This is a genomic window from Pseudoxanthomonas sp. JBR18 (genome assembly GCF_028198165.1).
GTDB lineage: Bacteria > Pseudomonadota > Gammaproteobacteria > Xanthomonadales > Xanthomonadaceae > Pseudoxanthomonas_A.
Genome location: NZ_CP116339.1, coordinates 3446756 through 3467528 on the forward strand (window position 1 = coordinate 3446756; position 20773 = coordinate 3467528).

The 20773-nt window shown below is 67.6% G+C and carries 22 protein-coding genes; 7 read left to right on the plus strand and 15 right to left on the minus strand.

All coding sequences use genetic code 11. The features are described from left to right. Positions 1–7 precede the first annotated feature (7 nt). The 3 genes from PJ250_RS15605 to PJ250_RS15615 all read right to left on the minus strand — a co-directional run bounded on the left by PJ250_RS15605 (position 8) and on the right by PJ250_RS15615 (position 2251). The gene (locus PJ250_RS15605; protein ID WP_271645479.1) at positions 8–349 is read right to left on the minus strand and encodes a hypothetical protein; all 342 of its coding nucleotides are present in this window, start codon (positions 347–349) and stop codon (positions 8–10) included. 225 nt (positions 350–574) lie between these two features. Beyond that, positions 575–925 (minus strand): hypothetical protein, encoded by a 351-nt coding sequence (locus PJ250_RS15610; protein ID WP_271645480.1) that lies wholly within the window; start codon positions 923–925, stop codon positions 575–577. A 150-nt stretch (positions 926–1075) separates the two neighbouring features. Continuing rightward, positions 1076–2251, minus strand: a complete 1176-nt coding sequence (locus PJ250_RS15615; RefSeq protein WP_271645481.1) for a thiolase family protein — start codon at positions 2249–2251, stop codon at positions 1076–1078. Positions 2252–2601: 350 nt separating this feature from the next. Here PJ250_RS15615 and PJ250_RS15620 point away from each other — a divergent pair, with 350 nt between their 5' ends. After that, the gene (locus PJ250_RS15620) at positions 2602–5352 is read left to right on the plus strand and encodes a S8 family serine peptidase (RefSeq protein ID WP_271648671.1); all 2751 of its coding nucleotides are present in this window, start codon (positions 2602–2604) and stop codon (positions 5350–5352) included. An 86-nt stretch (positions 5353–5438) separates the two neighbouring features. On the opposite strand, the gene PJ250_RS15625 is transcribed toward PJ250_RS15620, so the two are convergent. The 4 genes from PJ250_RS15625 to PJ250_RS15640 all read right to left on the minus strand — a co-directional run bounded on the left by PJ250_RS15625 (position 5439) and on the right by PJ250_RS15640 (position 9201). Then, entirely contained in the window at positions 5439–6539 is a 1101-nt protein-coding gene (locus tag PJ250_RS15625; protein ID WP_271645482.1) for a Glu/Leu/Phe/Val dehydrogenase dimerization domain-containing protein, read from the minus strand. Between the two features lie 232 nt (positions 6540–6771). Beyond that, on the minus strand, positions 6772–6993 hold the full coding sequence (locus tag PJ250_RS15630; protein ID WP_271645484.1) for a hypothetical protein: 222 nt from the start codon (positions 6991–6993) through the stop codon (positions 6772–6774). Between the two features lie 368 nt (positions 6994–7361). Further along, on the minus strand, positions 7362–7850 hold the full coding sequence (locus PJ250_RS15635) for a pyridoxamine 5'-phosphate oxidase family protein (RefSeq protein ID WP_271645486.1): 489 nt from the start codon (positions 7848–7850) through the stop codon (positions 7362–7364). A gap of 136 nt (positions 7851–7986) precedes the next feature. Then, positions 7987–9201, minus strand: a complete 1215-nt coding sequence (locus PJ250_RS15640; protein WP_271645487.1) for a cation:proton antiporter — start codon at positions 9199–9201, stop codon at positions 7987–7989. Between the two features lie 172 nt (positions 9202–9373). On the opposite strand from PJ250_RS15640, the gene PJ250_RS15645 reads away from it, so the two are divergent. Together PJ250_RS15645 and PJ250_RS15650 are read left to right on the plus strand one after the other, a co-directional pair. Next, complete coding sequence (locus PJ250_RS15645) at positions 9374–10231, plus strand: PA4780 family RIO1-like protein kinase (RefSeq protein ID WP_271645488.1); 858 nt, start codon at positions 9374–9376, stop codon at positions 10229–10231. A gap of 159 nt (positions 10232–10390) precedes the next feature. Beyond that, the gene (locus PJ250_RS15650) at positions 10391–11092 is read left to right on the plus strand and encodes a phosphatase PAP2 family protein (RefSeq protein WP_271645489.1); all 702 of its coding nucleotides are present in this window, start codon (positions 10391–10393) and stop codon (positions 11090–11092) included. Here PJ250_RS15650 and PJ250_RS15655 read toward each other — a convergent pair. Then, positions 11086–12468, minus strand: coding sequence for a M28 family metallopeptidase (locus tag PJ250_RS15655; protein WP_271645490.1), 1383 nt, complete (start codon positions 12466–12468; stop codon positions 11086–11088). The two genes, PJ250_RS15650 and PJ250_RS15655, sit on opposite strands and share 7 nt — an antisense overlap. Positions 12469–12613: 145 nt before the next feature. Here PJ250_RS15655 and PJ250_RS15660 point away from each other — a divergent pair, with 145 nt between their 5' ends. Further along, on the plus strand, positions 12614–14383 hold the full coding sequence (locus PJ250_RS15660) for a M1 family metallopeptidase (RefSeq protein WP_271645492.1): 1770 nt from the start codon (positions 12614–12616) through the stop codon (positions 14381–14383). Between the two features lie 61 nt (positions 14384–14444). Beyond that, positions 14445–15203 (plus strand): SGNH/GDSL hydrolase family protein, encoded by a 759-nt coding sequence (locus PJ250_RS15665; RefSeq protein WP_271645493.1) that lies wholly within the window; start codon positions 14445–14447, stop codon positions 15201–15203. A gap of 18 nt (positions 15204–15221) precedes the next feature. Here PJ250_RS15665 and PJ250_RS15670 read toward each other — a convergent pair whose 3' ends face one another. The 3 genes from PJ250_RS15670 to PJ250_RS15680 all read right to left on the minus strand — a co-directional run bounded on the left by PJ250_RS15670 (position 15222) and on the right by PJ250_RS15680 (position 17275). Beyond that, positions 15222–15881: a glutathione S-transferase family protein gene (locus tag PJ250_RS15670; RefSeq protein ID WP_333909528.1), complete on the minus strand. Its 660-nt coding sequence runs from the start codon at positions 15879–15881 to the stop codon at positions 15222–15224. Positions 15882–15979: 98 nt separating this feature from the next. Further along, positions 15980–16219, minus strand: coding sequence for a DUF2789 domain-containing protein (locus PJ250_RS15675; RefSeq protein WP_271645495.1), 240 nt, complete (start codon positions 16217–16219; stop codon positions 15980–15982). A gap of 54 nt (positions 16220–16273) precedes the next feature. Beyond that, entirely contained in the window at positions 16274–17275 is a 1002-nt protein-coding gene (locus tag PJ250_RS15680; RefSeq protein ID WP_271645496.1) for a cupin-like domain-containing protein, read from the minus strand. Between the two features lie 142 nt (positions 17276–17417). On the opposite strand from PJ250_RS15680, the gene PJ250_RS15685 reads away from it, so the two are divergent. Next, positions 17418–17684, plus strand: a complete 267-nt coding sequence (locus PJ250_RS15685) for a DksA/TraR family C4-type zinc finger protein (protein WP_271645497.1) — start codon at positions 17418–17420, stop codon at positions 17682–17684. A gap of 10 nt (positions 17685–17694) precedes the next feature. On the opposite strand, the gene PJ250_RS15690 is transcribed toward PJ250_RS15685, so the two are convergent. Together PJ250_RS15690 and PJ250_RS15695 are read right to left on the minus strand one after the other, a co-directional pair. Beyond that, on the minus strand, positions 17695–18267 hold the full coding sequence (locus PJ250_RS15690; RefSeq protein ID WP_271645499.1) for a mechanosensitive ion channel family protein: 573 nt from the start codon (positions 18265–18267) through the stop codon (positions 17695–17697). Positions 18268–18362: 95 nt separating this feature from the next. Beyond that, positions 18363–18893 carry a DUF1993 domain-containing protein gene (locus PJ250_RS15695; RefSeq protein ID WP_271645500.1) on the minus strand — a complete coding sequence of 177 codons (531 nt, stop codon included), beginning with the start codon at positions 18891–18893 and terminating at the stop codon, positions 18363–18365. Between the two features lie 129 nt (positions 18894–19022). Between PJ250_RS15695 and PJ250_RS15700 the strand changes: the two genes are divergently transcribed. Further along, positions 19023–19337: a hypothetical protein gene (locus PJ250_RS15700; protein ID WP_271645501.1), complete on the plus strand. Its 315-nt coding sequence runs from the start codon at positions 19023–19025 to the stop codon at positions 19335–19337. A gap of 19 nt (positions 19338–19356) precedes the next feature. Here PJ250_RS15700 and PJ250_RS15705 read toward each other — a convergent pair whose 3' ends face one another. Next, a complete protein-coding gene (locus tag PJ250_RS15705; protein WP_271645502.1) occupies positions 19357–19803 on the minus strand; it encodes a carboxymuconolactone decarboxylase family protein in 447 nt (148 codons plus the stop codon). Positions 19804–19843: 40 nt separating this feature from the next. Next, the gene (gene sigJ / locus PJ250_RS15710) at positions 19844–20731 is read right to left on the minus strand and encodes an RNA polymerase sigma factor SigJ (RefSeq protein ID WP_271645503.1); all 888 of its coding nucleotides are present in this window, start codon (positions 20729–20731) and stop codon (positions 19844–19846) included. Positions 20732–20773 lie beyond the last annotated feature (42 nt).

Here is a 20773-nt window from a genome sequence, read left to right on the forward strand (position 1 = left end):
GATCGGCTTACTTCTTCGAAGCGTCCTCGGCTTCCTTGGACACCTCGGCCGCCTTGTCGGCAGTGGCATCGGCACCTTCGGACACGGCCGCAGCGGCGTCGGCGGTGGCCGACTGCGCAGCGTTCTCGGTGGTCTCGGCGGCCTGGCTGGCGGCATCGGCCGCGTTGTCGGCAGCCGCAGCAGCCTTGTCAGCGGCGTTATCCGCAGCCGCGGCGGCGTGGTCGGCGGCGTGGGCAGCGTCCGAAGCGGCGCTGTCAGCGGTGGCCGCGGCGTTGTCCTGCGTCTTCTGCGAGCACGCGCCCAGAGCCAGGACAGCGGCGATCAGCGCGATATTGAGCTTGTTGTTCATAGCGTTCCCCTTCAACGGAATGGATGGATGGGTCGTACTTGCAACGTAACCGACCCAAACAGTGGGAGACCGGAGCCGCTGCAGCGGGCGGATTCTACCGGCGTGGATGTCAATTGAAAGTCGCGTCGGACTTGCGCGGCATCGACTCTCATAAAAAAAGGCCGCCGGGTTTCCACGGCGGCCTTTCGCGTCGCGACCGGAGAAATGCTCCGGTCGCTTGGCGGATTACTTCTTGTCAGCGTCCGAGGCAGCCTGATCAGCCGTGTCAGCGGCGTCCTGGGCGGTGTCCTTGGCGTTTTCAGCGGTGTCGGCGGCGGCGTCGGCAGCCTTGTCCGTGGTCGCGGCGCTGGCGTCGGCAGCAGCGTCGGCAGCGGTGTCAGCGGCGGTCGCGGCGGTATCGGCAGCGGCCTGAGCCGAGTCGGCAGTCGCGGTGGAAGCGGCGGTGTCGGCGGCAGCCTGGGCTTCGGTCGCGGCCTGCTTGGCGTCGGTGGCGTCGTCGGCAGCCTGTTCCGGCTTCGAGCAGGCCGCCAGGGCCAGGCCCATTGCCAGCGCGATCAGCGTCTTGTTGATGCTCATTCGGTAAATCCTCGTCGATTAGTTTGGCAACGCGCTGTTGCGCGCCGGGCGACATCATGACAAGCCGGTTTCCACTGTCAAGCATTCGCTCGCGTACGGCTTAGATTCGTCAACTTTGCGTTAATAGCATGCGACGGCTGCGCGAACGCGTCAGGGCACCTCGATCGCAATGGCGGTCGCCTCGCCGCCGCCGATGCACAGCGTGGCGACGCCGCGGCGCTTGCCGGTGGTGCGCAGCGCGTGGATCAGGGTCACCACCAGGCGCGCGCCAGAGGCCCCGATGGGATGGCCCAGCGCACACGCACCGCCATGAATGTTGACCTTGTCACGGGGGATGCCCAGCTCCTTGATCGGGACCATCGCCACCACGGCGAAGGCCTCGTTGATCTCGAACAGGTCCACGTCCTCGACGGCCCAGCCTGCTTTGTCCAGGACGCGGCGGATCGCACCCACGGGCGCGGTGGTGAACCACTCCGGCGCCTGCGAGTAGGTGGCATGGGCCACGATCTTCGCCAGCGGGGTCAGGCCGCGACGTGCGGCGTCCTCGGCGGTCAGCAGGATGGTGGCGGCCGCGCCGTCGGAGATACTCGACGAACTCGCGGCGGTCACCGTGCCATCCTTCTTGAAAGCCGGCTTGAGCGAAGGGATCTTGCCGACATCCGAGCGGCCGGGTTGCTCATCGCTCTCCACCACCACCTCGCCCTTGCGCGTGGTGAGCGTCACCGGCGCGATCTCATCGGCAAAGGCATTGCTGGCCTGCGCGGCTTTCGCGCGGGTGACCGACTCGATGGCGTAGGTGTCCTGATCCTGGCGGCTGAAGCCATACTTCTCTGCGGTCGCCTCGCCAAACACGCCCATGGCCTGCCCATCATAGGGATTGACCAGGCCGTCCCAGGCCATGTGGTCGACCGCCTTGAAATCGCCGAAGCGGTTGCCGGTGCGCGAGTTGGGAATCATGTGCGGCGCGTTGGTCATCGACTCCATGCCACCGGCCACGATGACCTCGGCCGAGCCTGCTTTGATCAGGTCGTGTCCCAGCATGATCGCCTTCATCCCCGAGCCGCAGACCTTGTTGATCGTGGTGCAGCCGGTCGAGGTGGGAATGCCAGCGGCCAGGGAGGCCTGCCGTGCGGGAGCCTGGCCCAGGTTAGCCGGTAGCACACAGCCCATGATGACCTCACTGACCTCTTCGGCGGGAATGCCGGACTGCGCCAGCGCAGCCTGGATGGCCGTGGCACCGAGCTGGGGGGTGGGTACGCCGGTGAACTGGCCAAGGAACGAGCCGATGGCCGTGCGCTTGGCGGCGGCGATGACGATATCGCGCATGAAGAAGGGTCCGTGAATGCGAATGTGGCGGCATTATCCGGGGCGCTCGCAAAGCGGAGCAACACGACCATCGGAGGCGCCGGGCCTAATGCGTCGGCAAGAGCCGTTCTCGCGAATCCGGGCCGGAATCACCTGTCAAGAGCTGTGATTGACATGGCAGCCTGCGCCCGCGACTTGCCGCCTGCGTGGAACGCCGGCAGCGGCGATCGGCTTCCGATTGCGATAGATTGCATCCGGGTGGCGCAATGTGTTGCGCCGGGCAATTAAGAGGGGAAGAAATGAACATCAGGGAATGGGGGCGGGGCCGCACGGGCGGCCGGCTGGCGTTGAGTACGCTGGCATGCGCGGTGATGGCGGCATGCGGCGGGGGCGGGGGAGGCGGCAATGTGCGCGAGACGCCGCCGCCAGTCACCACGCCGCCCGACCCAGTCACGCCGCCACCGGTGACCTCACCGGTGGTGTCCACGCCGGATCCGGCATACAGCAAACACCTGACGTTGACCCACGCCGATGTCGCCCGGGCCGCTGGCTTCACCGGTGCCGGGACCGCTATCGGCATCGTCGACACCGGCGTGAACAGCAAGCACCCGGCCCTCTCGCCGCGGGTCACAGCCAACCTGACCTACGTCAACAGCACCGACAACGACCTGGCCAAGCAGGACGTGGTCGGACACGGCACGGCCGTGGCACAGGTGGCCGCCGGGACCGCGTTTGGTGCCTGGCCAGGTGGCGTGGCGCCGGGCGCCACGATCGTGTCGGCGCGCATCATCTCCGACAAGGAGCCAAGCGACGACGGCTCCGGGCAAGGCAACCAGACCTCCGGCGCGCTCGGTCTGGCCAGCGTGCACCAGGCCCTGATCGCACGCGGGGTCAAGGTCATGAACAACTCCTGGGGTGGGGTCTATTGGACCGATCCGGCCGCCACCGCACCCATCGCGCAGGAGTACCGTCCTTTCGTGATCGGCAACGATGGGATCGTGGTCTTTGCCACGGGCAACGACGGCAACGCCGAGCCCACCGATACCGCCGCGCTGCCTAGCAAGCAGGGCCCCAATGGAAGCCTGCCTGCGGCGGACCTGGAGCGGGGCTGGCTGGCGGTGGCGGCGCTGGACACCGACAACCCCACGCAGCTGGCTTCCTATTCCAATGCCTGTGGCGTGGCGATGCACTATTGCCTGGTCGCGCCTGGGACGGTCGTGGTCACCGGGACCGACGATGCGCCGACCGCGCCGTCCTACTGGCAGTGGACCGGCACCTCGCTGGCAACGCCGCAGGTGTCCGGTGCCGCGGCCGTGGTCTGGCAAGCCTTCCCGTATTTCAGCAACGACCTGGTGCGCCAGACCCTGCTGGGAACCGCCACCGACCTGGGCACGCCCGGGGTCGACGCCGTCTTTGGCTATGGCCTGCTGGATGTCGGCAAGGCCATCGGCGGTCCGGCCAAGCTCGACTGGGGGACGGTGGCGGTGAGCTTCACTGGGGCATCGACCTGGTCCAACGACATCAGCGGTGCCGGTGGCATCCGCAAGTCCGGCGACGGGACGTTGACCCTGTCCGGGCAGAACAGCTACCTCGGGACGACCGAGGTGCAGGGCGGCAGCCTGGTGTCCCGCCACGGCGTCCCTGGAGCGGCCACGATTGCGGCCGGCGCGCGCATGACAAGCTCGGGCGGCATCGGCGGAAACCTCAGCAACGCGGGCAATGTCCGGTTTGATGGCGCGGCGGGGACCCGGATCATCGACGGCAACTTCGTCCAGGCCGGCAGCGGCACGCTGGAGTACCAGGTCGGCACCCCGCTGAAGGCGACGGGGACGGCGTCGCTGGATGGGACGCTGCAGGTCTTCGGGGTCGCCAGCGGCTACGTGCGCAGCAGCCGGGAGTCGGTGCTGTCGGCCGATGGCGGCCTGAGCGGCACCTTCGCCAGCCTGACCGCCGGCTCCGGGGTGTTCCTGGAGGCCTCGCTGGACTACACCAGCACCCAGGCCTGGCTGGACATCACCCGGCTGGACATCACCGCGACCGCTGCCTCGCTGGGCATGAGCCCGGCTGCGGTCGGCAGTGCCCAGCGCGTGGACCAGGCGCTGGACCAGATCGATGGTGGGGCGGCAGTGTCCGGGGATTTCGTCGGCCTGGCCGGGGACTTCCTGCACTCAGCCAGCACGGCGGCGGCCCAGCGCTCGTTGGAGAGCCTGTCAGGCCAGGCCCATGCCGCGGCCGACATGTTGACACTGGACGTGCTGGACATGCGTCGGCGCGCACTCTCGGTCCGCGAAGCGGCGCGTACGGGCGGCGCGGGGAGCTGGTTTGCGTCCCTTGACGATCGCCAGGCGCGTGGCCTGGGGGTCAGCGCCTTCGATGTCGGCGGCTGGATGCTGGGCAACGAAGTCGCGTTGGCACCGGGACTGGTGTCGGGCGTTTCGTTCGGTCAGGTCGACGCGGGTGGGCAGTTCGCCCTGGCCGGCGACAGCAGCCGTGACCGGCAGACCCATATCGCCTTCTATGCGGCCCAGCACTGGTCCCACGGCTACGCGCTGGCCCAGGTCGGCACCGGGTTCTATACGCGCCAGTTGCAGCGCCAACTGTTCCTCGGGGACGCCGCCTATGGGGTCGGCAGCCGCGAGCGCGGGGCCATGCAGTTTGCCAGTATCGAGGCCGGGCTCCCGGTTTCGTGGGCGGATGCGACGCTCACGCCGTACGTCGGCGGTGACCAGGTGTCGCTGTCGCGCGACGGGTTTTCCGAGACGGGTGCGCAGGGGTTCGGGCTCACCGCCGATGCCAGCGACGCGCGCCGCAGTCAGCTCATCGCGGGCCTGCGCGTGGAGCAGCCGTTGACGTGGCGCGGCGCGGCCCTGTCCTTGCGTGGTCATGCCGAGTGGCAGCAGGTGGTGTCGGCGGACGGCTTTGTCCGGCAGGCGCGGTTCACCGGCATCGATGCCTGGGGCGCACTGTGGAACGGGGACGCCCAGGCTTCCGGTGGCCAGTTCGGGGTCTCCCTCGACGCGGATCTGGGCCTCGGCCAGGTGATGTCCTTCGGCATGGATCGCCGCTTCGGGCCGCGTGGCACGCTGGGTGTGGTCTCGGCGCAGTATCGGGTCGGCTTCTGAGGTGTCGCCGATCCGTGGGCTGAACGCAACGATGCCGGCGCAAGGCCGGCATCGGTTACGCTCAGCTTGGGCGGACGGCCCGTGGTTCAGTGGTCGCCGCGCAGGTGGCTCATGTAGCGCGGCGCCGTCCGGCCCAGCGGCAGCTTGAGTTTGCCGATCGAACCAATGCGCGCCTCGGCGATGCGGTCGGCGGCGTACTGCGGCGCGATCTTTTCCTTTTCCGCCAGATCGAAGATGCGCCCGATGTTGTGGTAGATGTTGCGCATCAGGCGCATGGCACGCTCGCGGTTGTAGCCGTCGATCTCGAGGGAAACGTTCATCACGCCGCCGGCGTTGACAGCATAGTCCGGCGCGTAAAGGATGCCGCGACGCATGGCGTCCTCGCCGACCACATGCGACATCTGGTTGTTGGCCGTGCCGCAGATGACCTTGGCGCGCAGCCGCGGCAGCGTCTCCTGGTTGATCGAGCCCTCCAGCGCGCACGGCGAAAATACATCTGCCTGCACGTCGTAGATCTCATCCGGCTTGACCGCCTCGGCGCCGTACTCTTCCACCGCGCGCTCGACCAGTGCGGGGTTGAGATCGGTCACGAAAAGCTTGGCCCCGCGCTCCTTGAGCAGCTTCACGAACTCCATACCGATATGGCCCAGGCCCTGCACGGCATAGCTGTACTTGCCGATTTCCTCGTTGCCGAACCGGCGGTTGAGCGTGGCCATCAGTCCCTGCAGCGCGCCGTAGGCGGTGAACGGCGCCGGATCGCCCGAACCCCGGTGCACCTGATGGACGCCGACCACGTACTCGGTCTCGCGGTAGACGTGCTCCATGTCGTTCACGTCGGTGCCCACATCCTCCGCAGTGATGTAGCGGCCGCCCAGCGAGTCGACATAGCGGCCGAACATGCGAAACAGCGCCTCGGTCTTTTCCTGCGACGGCTCGCCGATGATGACTGCCTTGCCGCCGCCGACGTTGAGCCCGGCCAGGGCGTTCTTGTAGGTCATTGTTCGGCTCAGGCGCAGCGCATCGGTGAGTGCCGCCGCGCTTTCGGTGTAGGGACGCATGCGCACGCCCCCCAGGGCTGGACCGAGCACCGTGCTGTGGATGGCGATGATCGCCTTCAACCCGGCATCGGGGTTGTGGCAGAACACAACCTGCTCATGGCCGGAGGTGTCGAGGGTCTCGAAAATCATGGTGGGCTCCAATCCGCGCAAATCCTCAGTTGCGGAGGCTTGCGTGGAACGTTTCCTAAGTGGCTGATGCAAAAAACAAAAGACGACGCCGCCCAGGATTGGGCGGCGGCGTCGCGCGGGCACAGTCTAACGATACGGGCGTCCAGTGGCGGCGGATGCACGCAATGCAGAAGGTTTGACCCCTGGTGGCCCGGAAGGGGATCGTCCGGCATTCGGCCGGACTGAGCTGGGTTCAGCGCTGTTGTTCGCCCGCCCCGGATGCGGATGCGGATGCCTGGGCTTCATCAGGCTGGCTGGTCTGGAGACCGGCGGTCTGTGCGGCTTCCTCGGCCGGTGAGACGGCGTCGACGGTGCGGACGATGGAGTGTTCCTCACGCTCACTGATGGCGCGGGACAGGGGAATGCTGGCAGCGAGCAGGATTACGGCAGCAAGCAGGGCGATCACGACTTTCATGCGGCGTCTCCAGGGCCCGGCGTCCGGCGGGCAACGCGCACCACGGCGTGGCAACACCGCGGACTATCGCGGCGGCGCGGGGCGAGGTCACGACGCGTCGCACCATCGGGACCGAACTTCCGCACCAAGGCTTTCCAGACGCGCTTGCGTCGCACCCGAGAAGGCGTGTTCTACCCAGTGTGATGAAAGCAGGCGCTCTCTTTCAATCTGCCGGACGCATGTTCGAAGCTCCGACATCCAGTACCGCCTTGTATGCGATATCTCTACGCACCGGATCTACTTTTGGGCACTGGCGCCCGAAGCTGATAGACCGTCACCCTGCGAGCCCGCCTCGAGGAGGCGGGACTTCTGCAGGGATCGGCGGCGCCTTAGCGAAGCTGGACTTCGGCGACCTTGTCCTTGTAGTCCTGCTTGGGATCACGGCCAAGCAACAGCTTGATTCCCGCCAGCAAGCTCGAGCCGTTTTCCCAGATCTCAGCGTGTTCGGCGTCCAGGCGCAGCAAGGACAACTTCGGATCATCCTTGCCGCCCTCGTACCAGGCGGCGATGAAGGGATTCCAGAGACGATCGATGACGGCGCGATCCTTGTCGGCGACTAGGGTGCCGCGGATGCTGGCAAAAACCTCGTGGTTCTTTGAGGCAAACGCCGCCACTGCCCGATGACCTGCGTCGAGCTTGCGCACCATTTGGTTGTCGGTGGAGGTGAAGAACCAGACTGGCCCGCCTTGGTCACCTTCGATCAGGGCGGTCATGGGTCGCGTGTGGCCATCCTCGGCGCCTTCCAGGCCCAGCATGACGGTGCGATCGGACTTCAGGGCTTTCCAGAACTTCTGTTCCAGTGCTTCTTCCTTCGACATGCGGAACTCCCGTGCGTTTGAGTCCCTGAAGTCTGGAACACCGCGCGCTTGCCCAATGTCAGCGCGGCGGCACCATGGTGTTGACGCGCGGGCAACACCTGTCGAAATGCTGCCCGCCGTGAGCGCCGTTCGCGGGTCAGCCGCCCGACGTATCCGTGTGACACGCGCCGAGCCGGCGCAGGCGCGGGGTCGCCATCGGGGTGGAGAGCATCGTGCTCATCACTGCCATCAACAGCAGCGCGGTGAAGGTGGCGCTGGTGATGATGGCCTTGTCCAGCAGGATATTGGCGAAGATGATCATGATCAGCGCCTTGGTCTGCAGCAACCAGCCGATCAGCGAGGCCTCGCCAGGCCGCCACTTCAACAGGCGCCCGGCCAGCTGCACGCCGGCCAGTTTGCCGGCGACCGCGGCAAGCAGCAGCAGGAGCGCGGCGGCGAACACGACCGCGCCGCCGACATCCCACTGGGTACGCAGCCCGGTGCTGAGGAAGAACACCGGCATCAGCACCAACAGGACGTTGTGGCGCAGCCGGTCCATGGCGTCCTGATCGAACCAGTGTCCGTCGATCACCACCCCGGCCAGGAACGCGCCGACCATGTAATGCAGTCCGGACCAGTCAGCGCCGAACGCACACAGCGCGAGCCAGACCAGCATCGCGTACCAGCGGTCGCGCTCGGGCAGGGCGCGCATCATCCGCCGGAACAGCACGCAAGCCACCGCGAAGGCGAGCAGGAAGCCCAACTGCCGGCCGATCCGCTGCCAGTCCATCAGCACCAGCGCCAGTACGCCCCAGATGGCGATATCGTCCAGGCTGGCGTAGCGCAGGATGCGCTGACCCAGCGGCTGGCGCAGGATTTCCAGCTTCTCCATCAGCAGGATCAGGATGGGCAGTGCGGTGACCGCACAGGCCATGCCGACGCCAACCAGGAATTGCCACCGCTGGCCCTGCGCGCCCAGCCAGCCAGGGAACTGCAGCAGGATCAGCGCCGCCAACGCCCCCATCAGCAAGGGCGCGCCTAGCGCCAACCCGGCGGTGATCCCGCTTTCGCGTCGATTGGCCCAGGCCCGGCTCAGGTCCAGCTCGATCCCGGCGATCAGCACGAACAGCATGACCGCCCAGCCGCCCAGCCCGTTGAGGATTTGCACGACCTGGGGGGTGAACACGAACTGGTAATAGCCGGGCAAGGCCGCCCCCAGTACACCCGGCCCCAGCACGATGCCGGTGATGATCTGGACGACGACCAACGGGGCGAAATAGTCGGTGCGTCCCAGGCGCCAGACCAGGTAGGGCAGGCAGAAGATGATCGCCATGGCGATCAGGAAGACTTCCATGGTGCTGAGGGAATGCATCGATGCGTGACCTGGACGCGCGTTGCGGACGAGGCCGCGGCGGGCGGCATTATGGCGGGCCTGCGGGCGTCCGCGGCAAGGTGCCGGCCATGTCATGCCGCGCGGGAAACAATGCGACACTGCTCGCATGCGACCCGGCGGCGGGGCGCTTCCCCTCACGGCACAGGATGGCATGAAGACACCACAAGGCTTGCAGGCGCTGATCGATGATGGCGTGATCGACGAGGTGCTCCGGCCGCTCAAGAGCGGCAAGGAGGCCTCGGTCTACGTGGTGCGCAGTGGCGGGGAAGTGCGCTGCGCCAAAGTCTACAAGGACATGGCCCAGCGCAGTTTCCAGCAGCGTGTGCAATACCAGGAAGGGCGCAAGGTCCGTGGCAGCCGCGAGGCACGGGCCATGGGCAAGGCCAGCCGCTATGGGCGCAAGCAGGCCGAGGCGGAGTGGAAGAACACCGAGGTCGATGCGCTCTATCAGTTGCGCGAGGCCGGCGTACGCGTGCCCGAGCCTTTCGGATATTTCAACGGCGTGCTGGTGATGGAACTGGTCACCGATGCGGATGGATTCTCGGCGCCGCGCCTGGGGGAAGTGGACCTAAGCCCGGAACAGGCGCGCGCCTTCCATCAGGTACTGGTCCGGCAAGTCGTCAGGATGCTGTGCTGTGGTCTGATCCACGGGGATCTGTCGGCGTACAACGTCCTGGTTGGTGCCGACGGCCCGGTGGTGATCGATTTTCCGCAGGTGGTCAGCGCCTCGGGCAACAATGCGGCCCGGCGCATGCTCTTGCGCGATGTGAACAACCTCACGGCCTCGCTGGGGCGGGCAGCGCCTGAGTTGTTGGACACGTGGTACGGCGAAGAGCTGTGGGCGCTGTACGAAGCCGGTGCACTGCAGCCGGACACGGCCCTGACGGGGCGGTACAAGGCCCCCGCGCATCAGGCCGACGTCGACGGCGTGCGCCAAGCGATCGAGGAGGCGCGCTTTGAGGCAATGATCCGCCAGCAAGGGCGTGAGGCGGCCGACGAGCAGGCGTGACGCGGCTGGCTGATGAAGATGTCATTTTCATGACATGATCCAGGTCACAGTTCATCCAGGAACCTGACAGGGGATTGGGCGTCGGCGATGCCGTGCATCGGTCATTGCGGCGGTCGAGCGGTCCGTGTCGTTTCCGGACGCGCCACCCCTGGAGCCGCCTTGAACACGTTCGATCAGACCTTCATCGACACGGTGAATCATTACGCCCGCCATTCCTGGGCGCTCGATCGATTCGTCGGCGTCGTTGCGATCAACCACCTGATCAAGGGCGGTGTGTTCGCCCTGCTGATCTGGTGGCAGTGGTTCCGCCTGTCGCCACGGCAGCAGGAAGACCGGGCGCGGGTGCTGGCGACCATCATGAGCAGTGTGGCGGCCATGGCCCTTGCCCGGGTCCTGGCCATGCTGCTGCCCTTCCGCAACCGTCCGATGCACGAGCCGAGCCTGCATTTCGTCCTGCCCTACGGGGCTGCGCCGGACATGCTCGATGGCTGGAGCTCGTTTCCCAGCGACCACGCCACCCTGTTTTTCGCGCTGGCCACCGGGCTGATGTTCGTCTCCCGGCGCGTGGGCCTGGCGGCGCTGGCCTACGCCACGGTCTTCGTGGCGCTGCCGCGGTTGTACATGGGCCTGCACTATCCCACCGACCTGTTGGCCGGTGCGGTGCTGGGCGTGGTGGTGGTCACGGCGGGCAACGCGCTGCTGGTCCGCACGCCGCTGCCTGACTGGCTGGTGGACTGGTGCGACCGGCATCCGGGCTACTTCTATCCAGGGATGTTCCTGTTCACCTACCAGATCGCGGATAACTTCGAGGCCGCCCGTGCGCTGCTCAAGGCGGCCTGGGGCGCGGTCTCCGGTCAGTAGTCGCCAAAGCTGCCGGCCGCACCCGGGAACACCACCGGGCTTTCGCTGCCGTCCTGGGCGACGGCGGCCACGCCGAAGTAATAGTTGTCGATCACCACGTCCTGGAGCGTGTGGTGATCGGCCTTGCCCACGTAGACGCTGTGGGTCCACTGCGGGTCGGTGGTCAGTCGCCAGTAGACCTTGTAGCCGGCCAGGTTCGGCGCCTGAGCGCTGGGCGGAAGCTGCCAGGTCAACGTCGTGTCGGCACTGACCGCGCCGCTGATCTTGACTCCAGCCGGCGGCGGCGGCGCCCAGGCCATGCCGGCCAGGCTCACCGCGTTCAGTGCGGTCAGGCGCGCGGCATAAGGGAAATCCATCCCGTCGATCGTGTCGCCGTAGACACGCCCGTCCTCGGTATGCAGGTCCTGGTGCTGGCGGTCGTAGTGCTCGTTGGTCTCCATCACCCGGACGGCCGGAAAGCCCGCCTCGTTGAATGGGCTGTGGTGGCCGCCGCGGCCGAAGCGATCCAGTCGATAGACCATCATCACGTCCAGGTTGGGCACGTAGCGCGACATGCTGGCGATGTAACGGCCCAGGTTGCGCGAAGGCGAATCCAGCTCGCCACCGGTGAAGCGGCGCGCGCGGGCATCGGCCTCGGTCTCTGTGGCGCGGGTGCCTTCGGAGAACACGCGGGCGGTATGGTTGTCGGTCACGCCATTGATGCCGGCGATGTTGCCGATCATGTCGTTGTTGAGCATGCCCTCGATGCGCCAGCCTTCCTTTGTTGCCTGCGCAGCGACGATCTTGCCGCCGAACAGGCCCTGCTCCTCGGCCGACAGGCCCATGTAGACGATGCTGGCCGGGAACCGGTAGCGGGTCAGCACCCTCGCGGCTTCCAGCGTGCCGGCCAGGCCGGAGGCGTCGTCATTGGCGCCGGGGGCATCGTCGATGGCGTTCATCACGTCCGACACGCGTGAGTCGATGTCGCCGCTCATGATCACGTAGCGACCCGGGTCGGCGGTGCCGCGCTGGATGGCGACCACGTTGACGACCTCGGTCGGGTCGGGAATGCGCTTTTCGCCCGAGACCGTGCCGCTGATGTAGCGCACCTCCAGGCAGCCGCCGCAGTCGCGCGAGATCTGCTGGAACTGTGCATAGACCCAGCGTCGCGCCGCGCCGATGCCGCGCGTGTCCGAGGTGGTGTCCGACAGCGTGTGCCGGGTGCCGAAGCCGACCAGCGTGCGCACGTCCGCCTCGATCCTGGCGGCCGAGGGGGCGGTGCCGATCTCCTGCAGGCGGGTGTCGGCGGATTGCGGCGCGCTGGCTTGCGCACAGGCGAGCGCCGGCATGAGGGCCAGGGGCAGCAACAGCGTGCGGGTGGTCAGGGGAGCAGGCATCGTTGCATCGGGGCTGGCGCGCCGACAGCGCGGGACCTGCGATGTTCGCACGGGGGCGCCATACCGGCGCATGACTTCGGACCGATGCGGTGGCAAGCGCGCAATGGCACGCTAATGCACTTGTGTCCTGTACGTTGGTCCCGCCATGTCCCATTGCCGCCCCGTCCTGTCCATGCTCGCGCTGAGCCTGGCCGTCCTCACCGCACCGGCCTTCGCCGCCGAGCCCCCTGCCGACCAGCCGCCACTGGGTGCGTTGACCCGCGAGACCGGCCTGCCGCGCACGCCCGAGCAACTGGCCGTGGTGTTCGAGCACGCGGACCTGGGCTTCAAGGTGATCCCCGACCAGCGTCGGATCGAGGGCGATGCCACCTTGACCTTCAAGGCCACCGCGCCCCTGGCGGCCGTGGTGCTGGACCTGGATACGGAATACGCGATCAGCCGGGTCGAGATCGACGGACGCGCGCTGCCGACCAGCGCCTGGACCAATCCGGACGGACGTCTGCGCGTGACGCTGCCCAAGGCCCTGACCCCCGGTCGGCAGGTCAAGGTGCGCGTGGTCTACGCCGGCAAGCCGCACGTGGCCAAGCGCGCGCCCTGGGACGGCGGCTTCGTCTGGTCCACCGCGCCGACCGGTGAGCCGTGGGTGGCTTCGGCGATCCAGGGCGAGGGCTGCGACCTGCTGTGGCCGTGCATCGACCATCCGCAGGGCGAGCCACTGCGGGTGGACGAGCACATCACCGTGCCGGCCCCGCTGGTGGCGCCGGGCAACGGCGTGTTCGTCGGCATGCAGGAAAAGGCCGGTTGGCGCACTTACCACTGGCGCGCGCGCAGCCCGGACACCTATGCGGTGGCGATCAACGTCGGGCCCTACGAGGCGCTCAAGGCCGACTACAAGAGCCGGTTCGGCAACACCATTCCATTGGCGTATTGGCACCTGAAGGGCGAGGGCGACAAGCCGGCGGGCCTGTTCGCCGAGCTGCCGAAGATGCTGGACTTCTTCGAGGCCCAGATCGGCCCGTATCCGTTCGGTGACGAGAAGGTCGGCATCGTCGAGACCCCGTACCTGGGCATGGAGCACCAGACCATCAACGCCTACGGCAACGACTACAAGAAGGACAAGTACGGCTACGACTGGCTGATGCAGCACGAGTTCTCGCACGAGTGGTTCGGCAATCAGCTGACCAACGCCGACTGGGACGACATGTGGCTGCATGAAGGCTTCGGCAGCTACATGCAGCCGCTGTACCTGCAGTACCTGCGCGGGGAGATGGAATACCACGCGGCCCTGCTGGATCAGCGCGCGGCGCTGACCAACAAGGTGCCGATCGTCAGCGGCAAGCCGCAGACCGAGGAATCGGTGTACAGCCGCGAGCACGGCCCCGGCCTGGACATCTACTACAAGGGCTCGCTGATGCTGCACATGCTGCGCGGGCTGATCGGCGACGAGGCGTTCTTCAAGTCGATCCGCCTGGCCGTGTACGGCACCGACACACCGAGGCCGGGCAATTTCAAGCCGCGCTACGTCTCGACCAAGGATTACATCGAGATCGTCAACCAGGTCACGGGCAAGGACTACGACTGGTTCTTCGACGTATACCTATATCGCGCGGCCCTGCCGCAGCTGCTGGCCACCCATGATGCCACCGGTCTGGCGCTGCGCTGGAAGACGCCGGACGACGTGCCGTTCCCGGTGCCGGTGGAGGTACGCGTCGGGCCCAACAGCGGCCGAACGGTCACCGTGCCCATGTCCGATGGACAAGGCCATGTCGATCTGCCCGCCGGCGAGGTCTACACACTGGACCCGCAGTCCAAGCTGCTGCGTGACGAGCCGCGCTTCCCGGCCGCGGTGGCCGATGCCGCGGCCCGCAAGGCAGCGGAAAAGGCGGCTGCGGACAAGGCGCTCCAAAAGCCCTGATCGCAAGGCGGGCACATCGCCGGCGTAGACTGCCTCGCTCACCCTTTGGAGGAAGGTCCTGATGATCGACACCCCCCTGATCCGCCGCAGCCTGCTGGTGCTGGGCTTGCTTGGTGCGGCTGGCCTGTCGGGTCCGGCTCTGGCCGATGGGCAGCCCACTGTCGAGCAGGTCGCCGGGATGCAGAAGCAACTGGCCGACTGGCCGCAGCTGGCGCGCTACCGAGCTGACAACGCGACGCTGCCCGCGCCGACGGCGGGCAAGCCGCGGGTGGTGTTCTATGGCGATTCGATCACCGATGCCTGGGGCCGCAACCACAACGGAAGCGTGTTCTTTCCGGGCAAGGACTACGTCAACCGGGGGATCTCCGGGCAGACCACCGCGCAAATGCTGGTGCGCTTCCGCCAGGACGTGATCGATTTGAAGCCGGCCGCCGTGGTGATCCTGGCCGGGACCAACGACATCGCCGGCAACACCGGCGAGGCGACGCCTGCGATGATCGAGGACAACCTGCGCTCGATGACCGAACTGGCCAAGGCCAATGGCATCAAGGTCGTCCTGGCTTCGGTGCTTCCCGCTAGCGATTACCCCTGGCGTCCGGGGCGCGAACCGGCGCCCAAGATCCGCGCCCTCAATGGCTGGCTCCAGCAGTACGCCTCGCAAGTCGGCGCGACATATCTGGACTACTACAGCGCCATGGACGACGGGCAGGGCGGTCTGCCCAAGCGCCTGTCCGCCGATGGCGTGCATCCCAACGCCGCTGGCTACGCGATCATGGCGCCGCTGGCCGAGCAGGCGGTGCAGGCGGCCCTGGCGCGCTGAAGGTTGGCGCCACGCGCGTCAGTCGCGGTCCGGCGCGCCCAGCGGGAAGTAGTGGCGATAGGGCCGCGCTTCGTCCACCGCGCGCCTGACCGAGGGCCGCGCCAGCAGCCGCGCGCGGTACGCATGTACGCGGGTGAAGCGCGGGGCAATGGCGCAGGTCCAGTCGGCGTAGAACAGGAACGGCGCGGCGCCGCAATCGGCCAGGCTGAAGGCATCGGCCACCGCCCAGGTGCGGCCCTGCAGGTAGCCTTCCAGCCAGATATAGGCGGTCTCCAGCTGGGCCCGGGCCTTTTCCACGCCCAGCGCATCGTGCGTGCCGGCTTCGCGCAGACTGTCGAACACGATCGCCTGCTGCGGCGTGGAGATGTAGTTGTCGAAGAACCGGTCCAGCAGCCGCACCTCCAGCGCGGTCATCGGATCGTCCGGAATCAGCCTGGTCGGGCCGGGATGGGCCAGCTGCAGGTATTCGATGATGACGCTGGCTTCCATCCACTGACGTGCGCCATCGACCAGCAGCGGGAAGCGCTGGATCGGCCAGCGCCGCGCCAGTTCCTGCAGGTTGGCCGGCGCGGCCTGGTCCAGCAAGCGCAGGGTGAAGGGCGTGCCGTGCTCGTACAGCGCGATCAGAACCTTCTGGCTGTACGAGGAAAAAGGATGGGCAAACAGTTCCAGCGGCATGGCATCGGCCCGGTCAGTGGCGGTATCGACACGACGAAGCGGCGGGGCCTGATTCGACACGCCGCGGCCACGCCGTCAGCGTGTCGCCCGCGCCGGGCTCACGGCGTGGCGTGCAGCGCCAGGTTGAGTTGGTCGACCACCTCGGCCCAGTCGGCGTCGTCGATGCGCTCTTCGCGCAGCAACTGGGCCTGGGCCGGTGACCAGAACGGGGCTTCTTCCAGGCGCATGTTGTCGGGCAGCGGGGCATGCTGCGCAATAAAGGCCCGGATGCCGGCTTCATCGGATGCCAGTCCCAGCTGTGCGAAGAGTTCGGAAAACGGGTGGACGGTCTGTTCCATGGCAAGCCTCCAAAAAGGTCAGAGCAGAGTGACGTCGGCAACGTCAACGCAGGATCACAGCGAGCCTGCGATGCGTCGGCGCAATGCGGCGGCGGCCGCTTCGTCCAGTGGTCCCAGCACGCCCCGCCTGTCCTGTGGCAGGTGCGCGCCTGGGTCCCGGTCGCCGAAGACATAGTGGTCCATCAGCGTGCGCCACGCGGCGCGTTCGTGCGCGGGCAGGCTGGCGAAGGCCAGGCGCGCATGCAGCAGGGCGGGCAGGCCGGGGCTGGGAACGCGGCCGTCGCTGGTGGTCGAGGACCACCAGAAGTTCACCAGGGCGTTGAGGTCCTCAAGTGACTCGACATGGTGCCACCACAGTGGCGGCAGATAGAGCGCGTCGCCCGGGCCGAGTTCGGCGACAAAGGCCGCATCGCGGGCCTGGGCCAGGCGCGGGAACCGCGCGTCCTCGGCGTGGAGGTCGGCGATGCTGATCGCCGCACCGGTCGGCGCGAAGTCCAGTGGTCCGATGTAGAGGTCGCCGACCTGCGAGGGTGCGAACACGGTGAAGCGTCGCTGCCCGCAGGCCACCACCGCAATGTTGTGGAAGGCATCGAAGTGCGCCGGTGTGGTGACACGGTTGCCGAGCCACAGGCGCGGCTGAGTGCCTTCCGGCAGGCCCTCGAGCGCATGCGTCGCAAGCAGGCCGGGCAGGCAGGCCGCGATGGGCGCGCTCTGCAGCGCCACGCCGTGTGCAGGCCCTTCGCGCCGGCTGTAGTGCGCCAGCCGCTGCAGGACATCGGTGACCGACACCTTGAAATGCTCGTAGTTGAAGCCGTCCAGCGCGGCGTTGTAACCCACCCGTCCATTGGCTTGCGGCGGCATCAGCAGGGTGTCGACGGCGGTGCCGCTGTCGTGCGCCGCCAGCAGCTTGGCGAACTCGGTCTGCGAGCGTTGCGCGGCCCGCACCATCGGCCAGTCCGCGCACAGCCCGCGCAGGACCAAGGGCGCGCCTCGGCCGGTCAGCGTCTCGAGGGCGTGCGTCCCGGGCGTGCGTGATTCTTCGATGGCGGCGGGCATGGCAGGCCAACGGCAGGCGGTGTGGCCGTGCATGCTAGCCAATCGGCCCCGGGTCGGGGGCGGAGGTGCACGATGGGCGTCCCGCGCGGATTCACGCAGATCGGCGTAGCGTGGTGCATTCCCTCATCATCAGGAGTTCGCCATGGCGACCGGATGGGCCAACGATGGCGCGGTGCAGGACCAGATCGACGCGACGGTGTCCGATGCGATCCAGCGTGCGCGTCGCAAGCTTCCGAGCGGGCCAGGACTGACCCACTGCGAGGAGTGCGATGCGCCGATCCCGGACGCGCGCCGCCAGGCGGTGCCGGGCGTGCGCCTGTGCGTGCAGTGCCAGGCCGCGCAGGATGCGGAGCAGGGCGCTGCCAGTGGCTACAACCGTCGCGGCAGCAAGGACAGCCAGCTGCGCTAGTGCGTACGCGCTACGAGCCGAGCACGCGCGGGGAGCCGCGCCAGCGCCGGATACCGCGCAGGAAGAACCAGCTATTGGGCACCTGCAACGAGGTGGGCGCCTCGCCGGTGCCGGCATCGGCTTCCTGCAGCGTTGTATAGAGCAGGTTGATGTCCACGACCTTGCCCTTTAGCCCCGTTTTTTCCCCGTCCTCATGCAGTTCGACCATCTCGTAAAGGCGGAATGGGCGGGTGATGAAGATCAGGAATGTGCAGAAGATGTTGGACAGCACGCTCCACGCAGCGAAGAACGCCACCGCCGCGACGGTCGCAAACCCGGTGAAGGCGGCCCACAGGACGCCGGCCGACACGCCCAGCCGCGCCAGGATCAGCAAGGTGACGGCCACCAGCAGCAGGGTGCCGAAGGCGCGGCGCAAGCCCATCGCCAGTTCCGGCGGCAGGTCGTAGCGCTCCACGGCGCGTCGGATCAAACGACGGACCAGCAGCTGCACCAGGCGCGCCAGCAGCAGGATGAGCAGCACGTGCAGGCCGGGCACGATGACGTCGAGCCAATCGTGCAGCCAGGAGGGAAGGTGTTCTTTCATCGCGGGGAAAGGGGGAGCGAACAGCCCACCATGATGCCGGCGCACCCGAGACGGAGCAAAGTCCGTCCGGGTGGGATCACGTCACGGCCGGTGCTTCAGCCTTCCACGGGCAGGGGCGTGCCGATCTGGCCGAGGAAATCCCGCTTGCCCAGCGGCGCGCCCTGATGGCGCAGGATCGCGTAGGCGGTCACCAGGTGGAAGTGGAAGTTCGGCAGGCCAAACTGGATCAGGTAATCGCTGCCCGTGAAGCGAGCCCCCATCGGGCCGAACTTCAGGGTGATCTCGCGCGTGGCGCCGGCATCGACCTGGTCGTCGGGCAGGGACTCGAGATAGTCCAGCGTCGCGGCGACCCGTGCCTGCAGTTCGTCGAAGCTGCGTTCGGTGTCGGCCAGCTTGGGGGCGGGAATTCCCGAGAGGCGCTCGCCGGTGGCCTTGGCCGTGTCGCTGGCGCGCTGGACCTGCGCGGCCAGATCGAGCATGTCCGGGGCCAGGCGCGCCGTGATCAGGTTGGCCGGATCCAGGCCGGTCTCGGCGGCGTGGCGTGCCCCGACCTCCAGGATATGGGACAGCTGGCGCAGGCCATGGGTCAGCGACGGGAGGACGAGGGCATGCAGAGGCAGGGACATGGAAGGCATCACTGGGAAAAGGAGCAGACAGCCTACGTGGGCCGCACCGGCGCAGTGACCCCGCTGGCAAGGACGCGGCGTTGCACCGATGCGCCCTTGTGCCGGCGCCGGTCCGGCAGGACCTCCGACATGCGCGCTGCCGGCGCCGGGCAGGCACAATCGGTCGGGATGAAACCGATCATCCCCCTGTTCCTCAACGCGTTGGCGCTGCTGCTGTTTGGCATCGGGCTGACCGGACCCCTGGTGCCGGCGGCCGGGGCGCCGGGTCGCTGGCCGCTGTTGCTGTTTGGCGCCGCGCCGATCGCCTGTCTGGTGGTGTGCGGTTATTCGGCCAAGGGCTGGCCGTCACGGGTGGCCTTTGTCCTGCAGGCGACCGCGCTGCTGGCCGTGCTGCTGGCCATCCTGTCGATCGAATCCGGCGCACTGGGCCCGCGCCCGGGTTGAAGACGCGGGCTGGCGTTGGTCACGGCAACTGCGGCAACAGGCCGACGCCAAGCCGGTTCCATGCGTTGATGATGGCCACGGCCATGGTGAGCGTAGCGATGCCTTCGTCGTCGAAATGCGCGTGCAGCGCCTCGTACAGCGCCGCTTCCGGTTCGCCCGAGGGCAGGGTGGTCAGCGCTTCGGCCCAGGCCAGCGCCGCGCGTTCGCGTGGATCGAAGAAACGACTGTCGCGCCAGGCTGCGACCGTGTCCAGCTTGCGCGGCTCCACGCCAGCCTTGTGCAGCGCGGTGGCGTGCATGTCCAGGCAGTAGGCGCAGCCATTGAGCTGGGACACGCGCAGGAAGATCAGCTCCACCAGGGTATGTTCCAGCGTGCCGGCGTGGACGCGCTGGCTGGCGGCATACAGGCCCTTGAACGCTTCCGGCAGGTGCTGGGTGTAATCGACGCGGGCGAATTGCACTTTCATCGGGAAATCCTTGGCAATGTGGCGGCCGACCGGGCCACCTTCATTGCAAGGACGGACCAGCCTGCGGGCCTGTGACAACCGCGGCCAGCTTGTCGGGGTTCATCAGCGTCAGGATCTCGCTGATGGCCTCGCCGTCGCTGACGATGACCGTGAACGAATGCAGGCGATCACCGGCAAGCCGCACGATCGCCGGCTGTCCGTCCACTCGGCCCAGGACCGCCGGCATGCTGCCGCCGCGACGCGCGATGGCCCAGTACAGCCGCGCGATGCGCTCGGCGCCGACCAGCGGACGCAGCGCCGCGGTGACCTTGCCACCCCCGTCGGAGACCAGGCGCGCATTGGCGCTGAGCAGGGCGGTGATCGCAGCCTTGTCGCCGGACTGCGAGGCCGCCATGAACCGCTCCAGCAGATGTCGATGGCGATCCGGGGCGACGTCGAACCGCGCATGTCCGGCCTGCAGCCGGGCGCGGGCGCGATGCACCAGTTGCCGGCAATTGGCCTGGCCGTGGCCCAGCAGCGCGGCGATCTGGCCGTAGTCGTAATCGAAGACCTCCTTGAGCAGGAAGGCGGCGCGCTCGTCTGCGCCCAGGCGTTCCATCAACGCCATGAGCGCCCATGACACCGTCTCGGCGACCTCGTGACGTTCGGCCGGATCGGGCGCCAGCTCCACCCGGAGTGGCTCGGGCAGCCACGGTCCCACATAGTCCGTGCGCGCGTTGCGTGCCGCACGCAGGCGATCCAGCGCCAGCCGCGTGGTGGTGGTGACCAGCCAGGCCTCATCGTCGCGGATGCCGTCCGGCGCGGCGCCATGCCAGCGTAGCCAGGCGTCCTGAAGGACATCCTCGGCCTCGGCACGGCTGCCCAGCAGGCGATAGGCCAGCGAAAACAGGCGGGAACGATGGGTTTCGAAGCGCGAAAGCGTGTTCATGCGTCCCAGGACGTGGGAGGGCGCCGCCCTGTGACAAGGGGC

Excerpts from the sequence above, each read along its gene's own strand:
- PJ250_RS15605 (WP_271645479.1), bottom strand. The coding sequence starts at position 349 with ATGAACAACAAGCTCAATATCGCGCTGATCGCCGCTGTCCTGGCTCTG.
- PJ250_RS15610 (WP_271645480.1), bottom strand. The coding sequence starts at position 925 with ATGAGCATCAACAAGACGCTGATCGCGCTGGCAATGGGCCTGGCCCTG.
- PJ250_RS15615 (WP_271645481.1), bottom strand. The coding sequence starts at position 2,251 with ATGCGCGATATCGTCATCGCCGCCGCCAAGCGCACGGCCATCGGCTCG.
- PJ250_RS15620 (WP_271648671.1), top strand. The coding sequence starts at position 2,602 with ATGGCGGCATGCGGCGGGGGCGGGGGAGGCGGCAATGTGCGCGAGACG.
- PJ250_RS15625 (WP_271645482.1), bottom strand. The coding sequence starts at position 6,539 with ATGATTTTCGAGACCCTCGACACCTCCGGCCATGAGCAGGTTGTGTTC.
- PJ250_RS15630 (WP_271645484.1), bottom strand. The coding sequence starts at position 6,993 with ATGAAAGTCGTGATCGCCCTGCTTGCTGCCGTAATCCTGCTCGCTGCC.
- PJ250_RS15635 (WP_271645486.1), bottom strand. The coding sequence starts at position 7,850 with ATGTCGAAGGAAGAAGCACTGGAACAGAAGTTCTGGAAAGCCCTGAAG.
- PJ250_RS15640 (WP_271645487.1), bottom strand. The coding sequence starts at position 9,201 with ATGCATTCCCTCAGCACCATGGAAGTCTTCCTGATCGCCATGGCGATC.
- PJ250_RS15645 (WP_271645488.1), top strand. The coding sequence starts at position 9,374 with ATGAAGACACCACAAGGCTTGCAGGCGCTGATCGATGATGGCGTGATC.
- PJ250_RS15655 (WP_271645490.1), bottom strand. The coding sequence starts at position 12,468 with ATGCCTGCTCCCCTGACCACCCGCACGCTGTTGCTGCCCCTGGCCCTC.
- PJ250_RS15660 (WP_271645492.1), top strand. The coding sequence starts at position 12,614 with ATGTCCCATTGCCGCCCCGTCCTGTCCATGCTCGCGCTGAGCCTGGCC.
- PJ250_RS15665 (WP_271645493.1), top strand. The coding sequence starts at position 14,445 with ATGATCGACACCCCCCTGATCCGCCGCAGCCTGCTGGTGCTGGGCTTG.
- PJ250_RS15670 (WP_333909528.1), bottom strand. The coding sequence starts at position 15,881 with ATGCCGCTGGAACTGTTTGCCCATCCTTTTTCCTCGTACAGCCAGAAG.
- PJ250_RS15675 (WP_271645495.1), bottom strand. The coding sequence starts at position 16,219 with ATGGAACAGACCGTCCACCCGTTTTCCGAACTCTTCGCACAGCTGGGA.
- PJ250_RS15680 (WP_271645496.1), bottom strand. The coding sequence starts at position 17,275 with ATGCCCGCCGCCATCGAAGAATCACGCACGCCCGGGACGCACGCCCTC.
- PJ250_RS15685 (WP_271645497.1), top strand. The coding sequence starts at position 17,418 with ATGGCGACCGGATGGGCCAACGATGGCGCGGTGCAGGACCAGATCGAC.
- PJ250_RS15690 (WP_271645499.1), bottom strand. The coding sequence starts at position 18,267 with ATGAAAGAACACCTTCCCTCCTGGCTGCACGATTGGCTCGACGTCATC.
- PJ250_RS15695 (WP_271645500.1), bottom strand. The coding sequence starts at position 18,893 with ATGTCCCTGCCTCTGCATGCCCTCGTCCTCCCGTCGCTGACCCATGGC.
- PJ250_RS15700 (WP_271645501.1), top strand. The coding sequence starts at position 19,023 with ATGCGCGCTGCCGGCGCCGGGCAGGCACAATCGGTCGGGATGAAACCG.
- PJ250_RS15705 (WP_271645502.1), bottom strand. The coding sequence starts at position 19,803 with ATGAAAGTGCAATTCGCCCGCGTCGATTACACCCAGCACCTGCCGGAA.
- sigJ (WP_271645503.1), bottom strand. The coding sequence starts at position 20,731 with ATGAACACGCTTTCGCGCTTCGAAACCCATCGTTCCCGCCTGTTTTCG.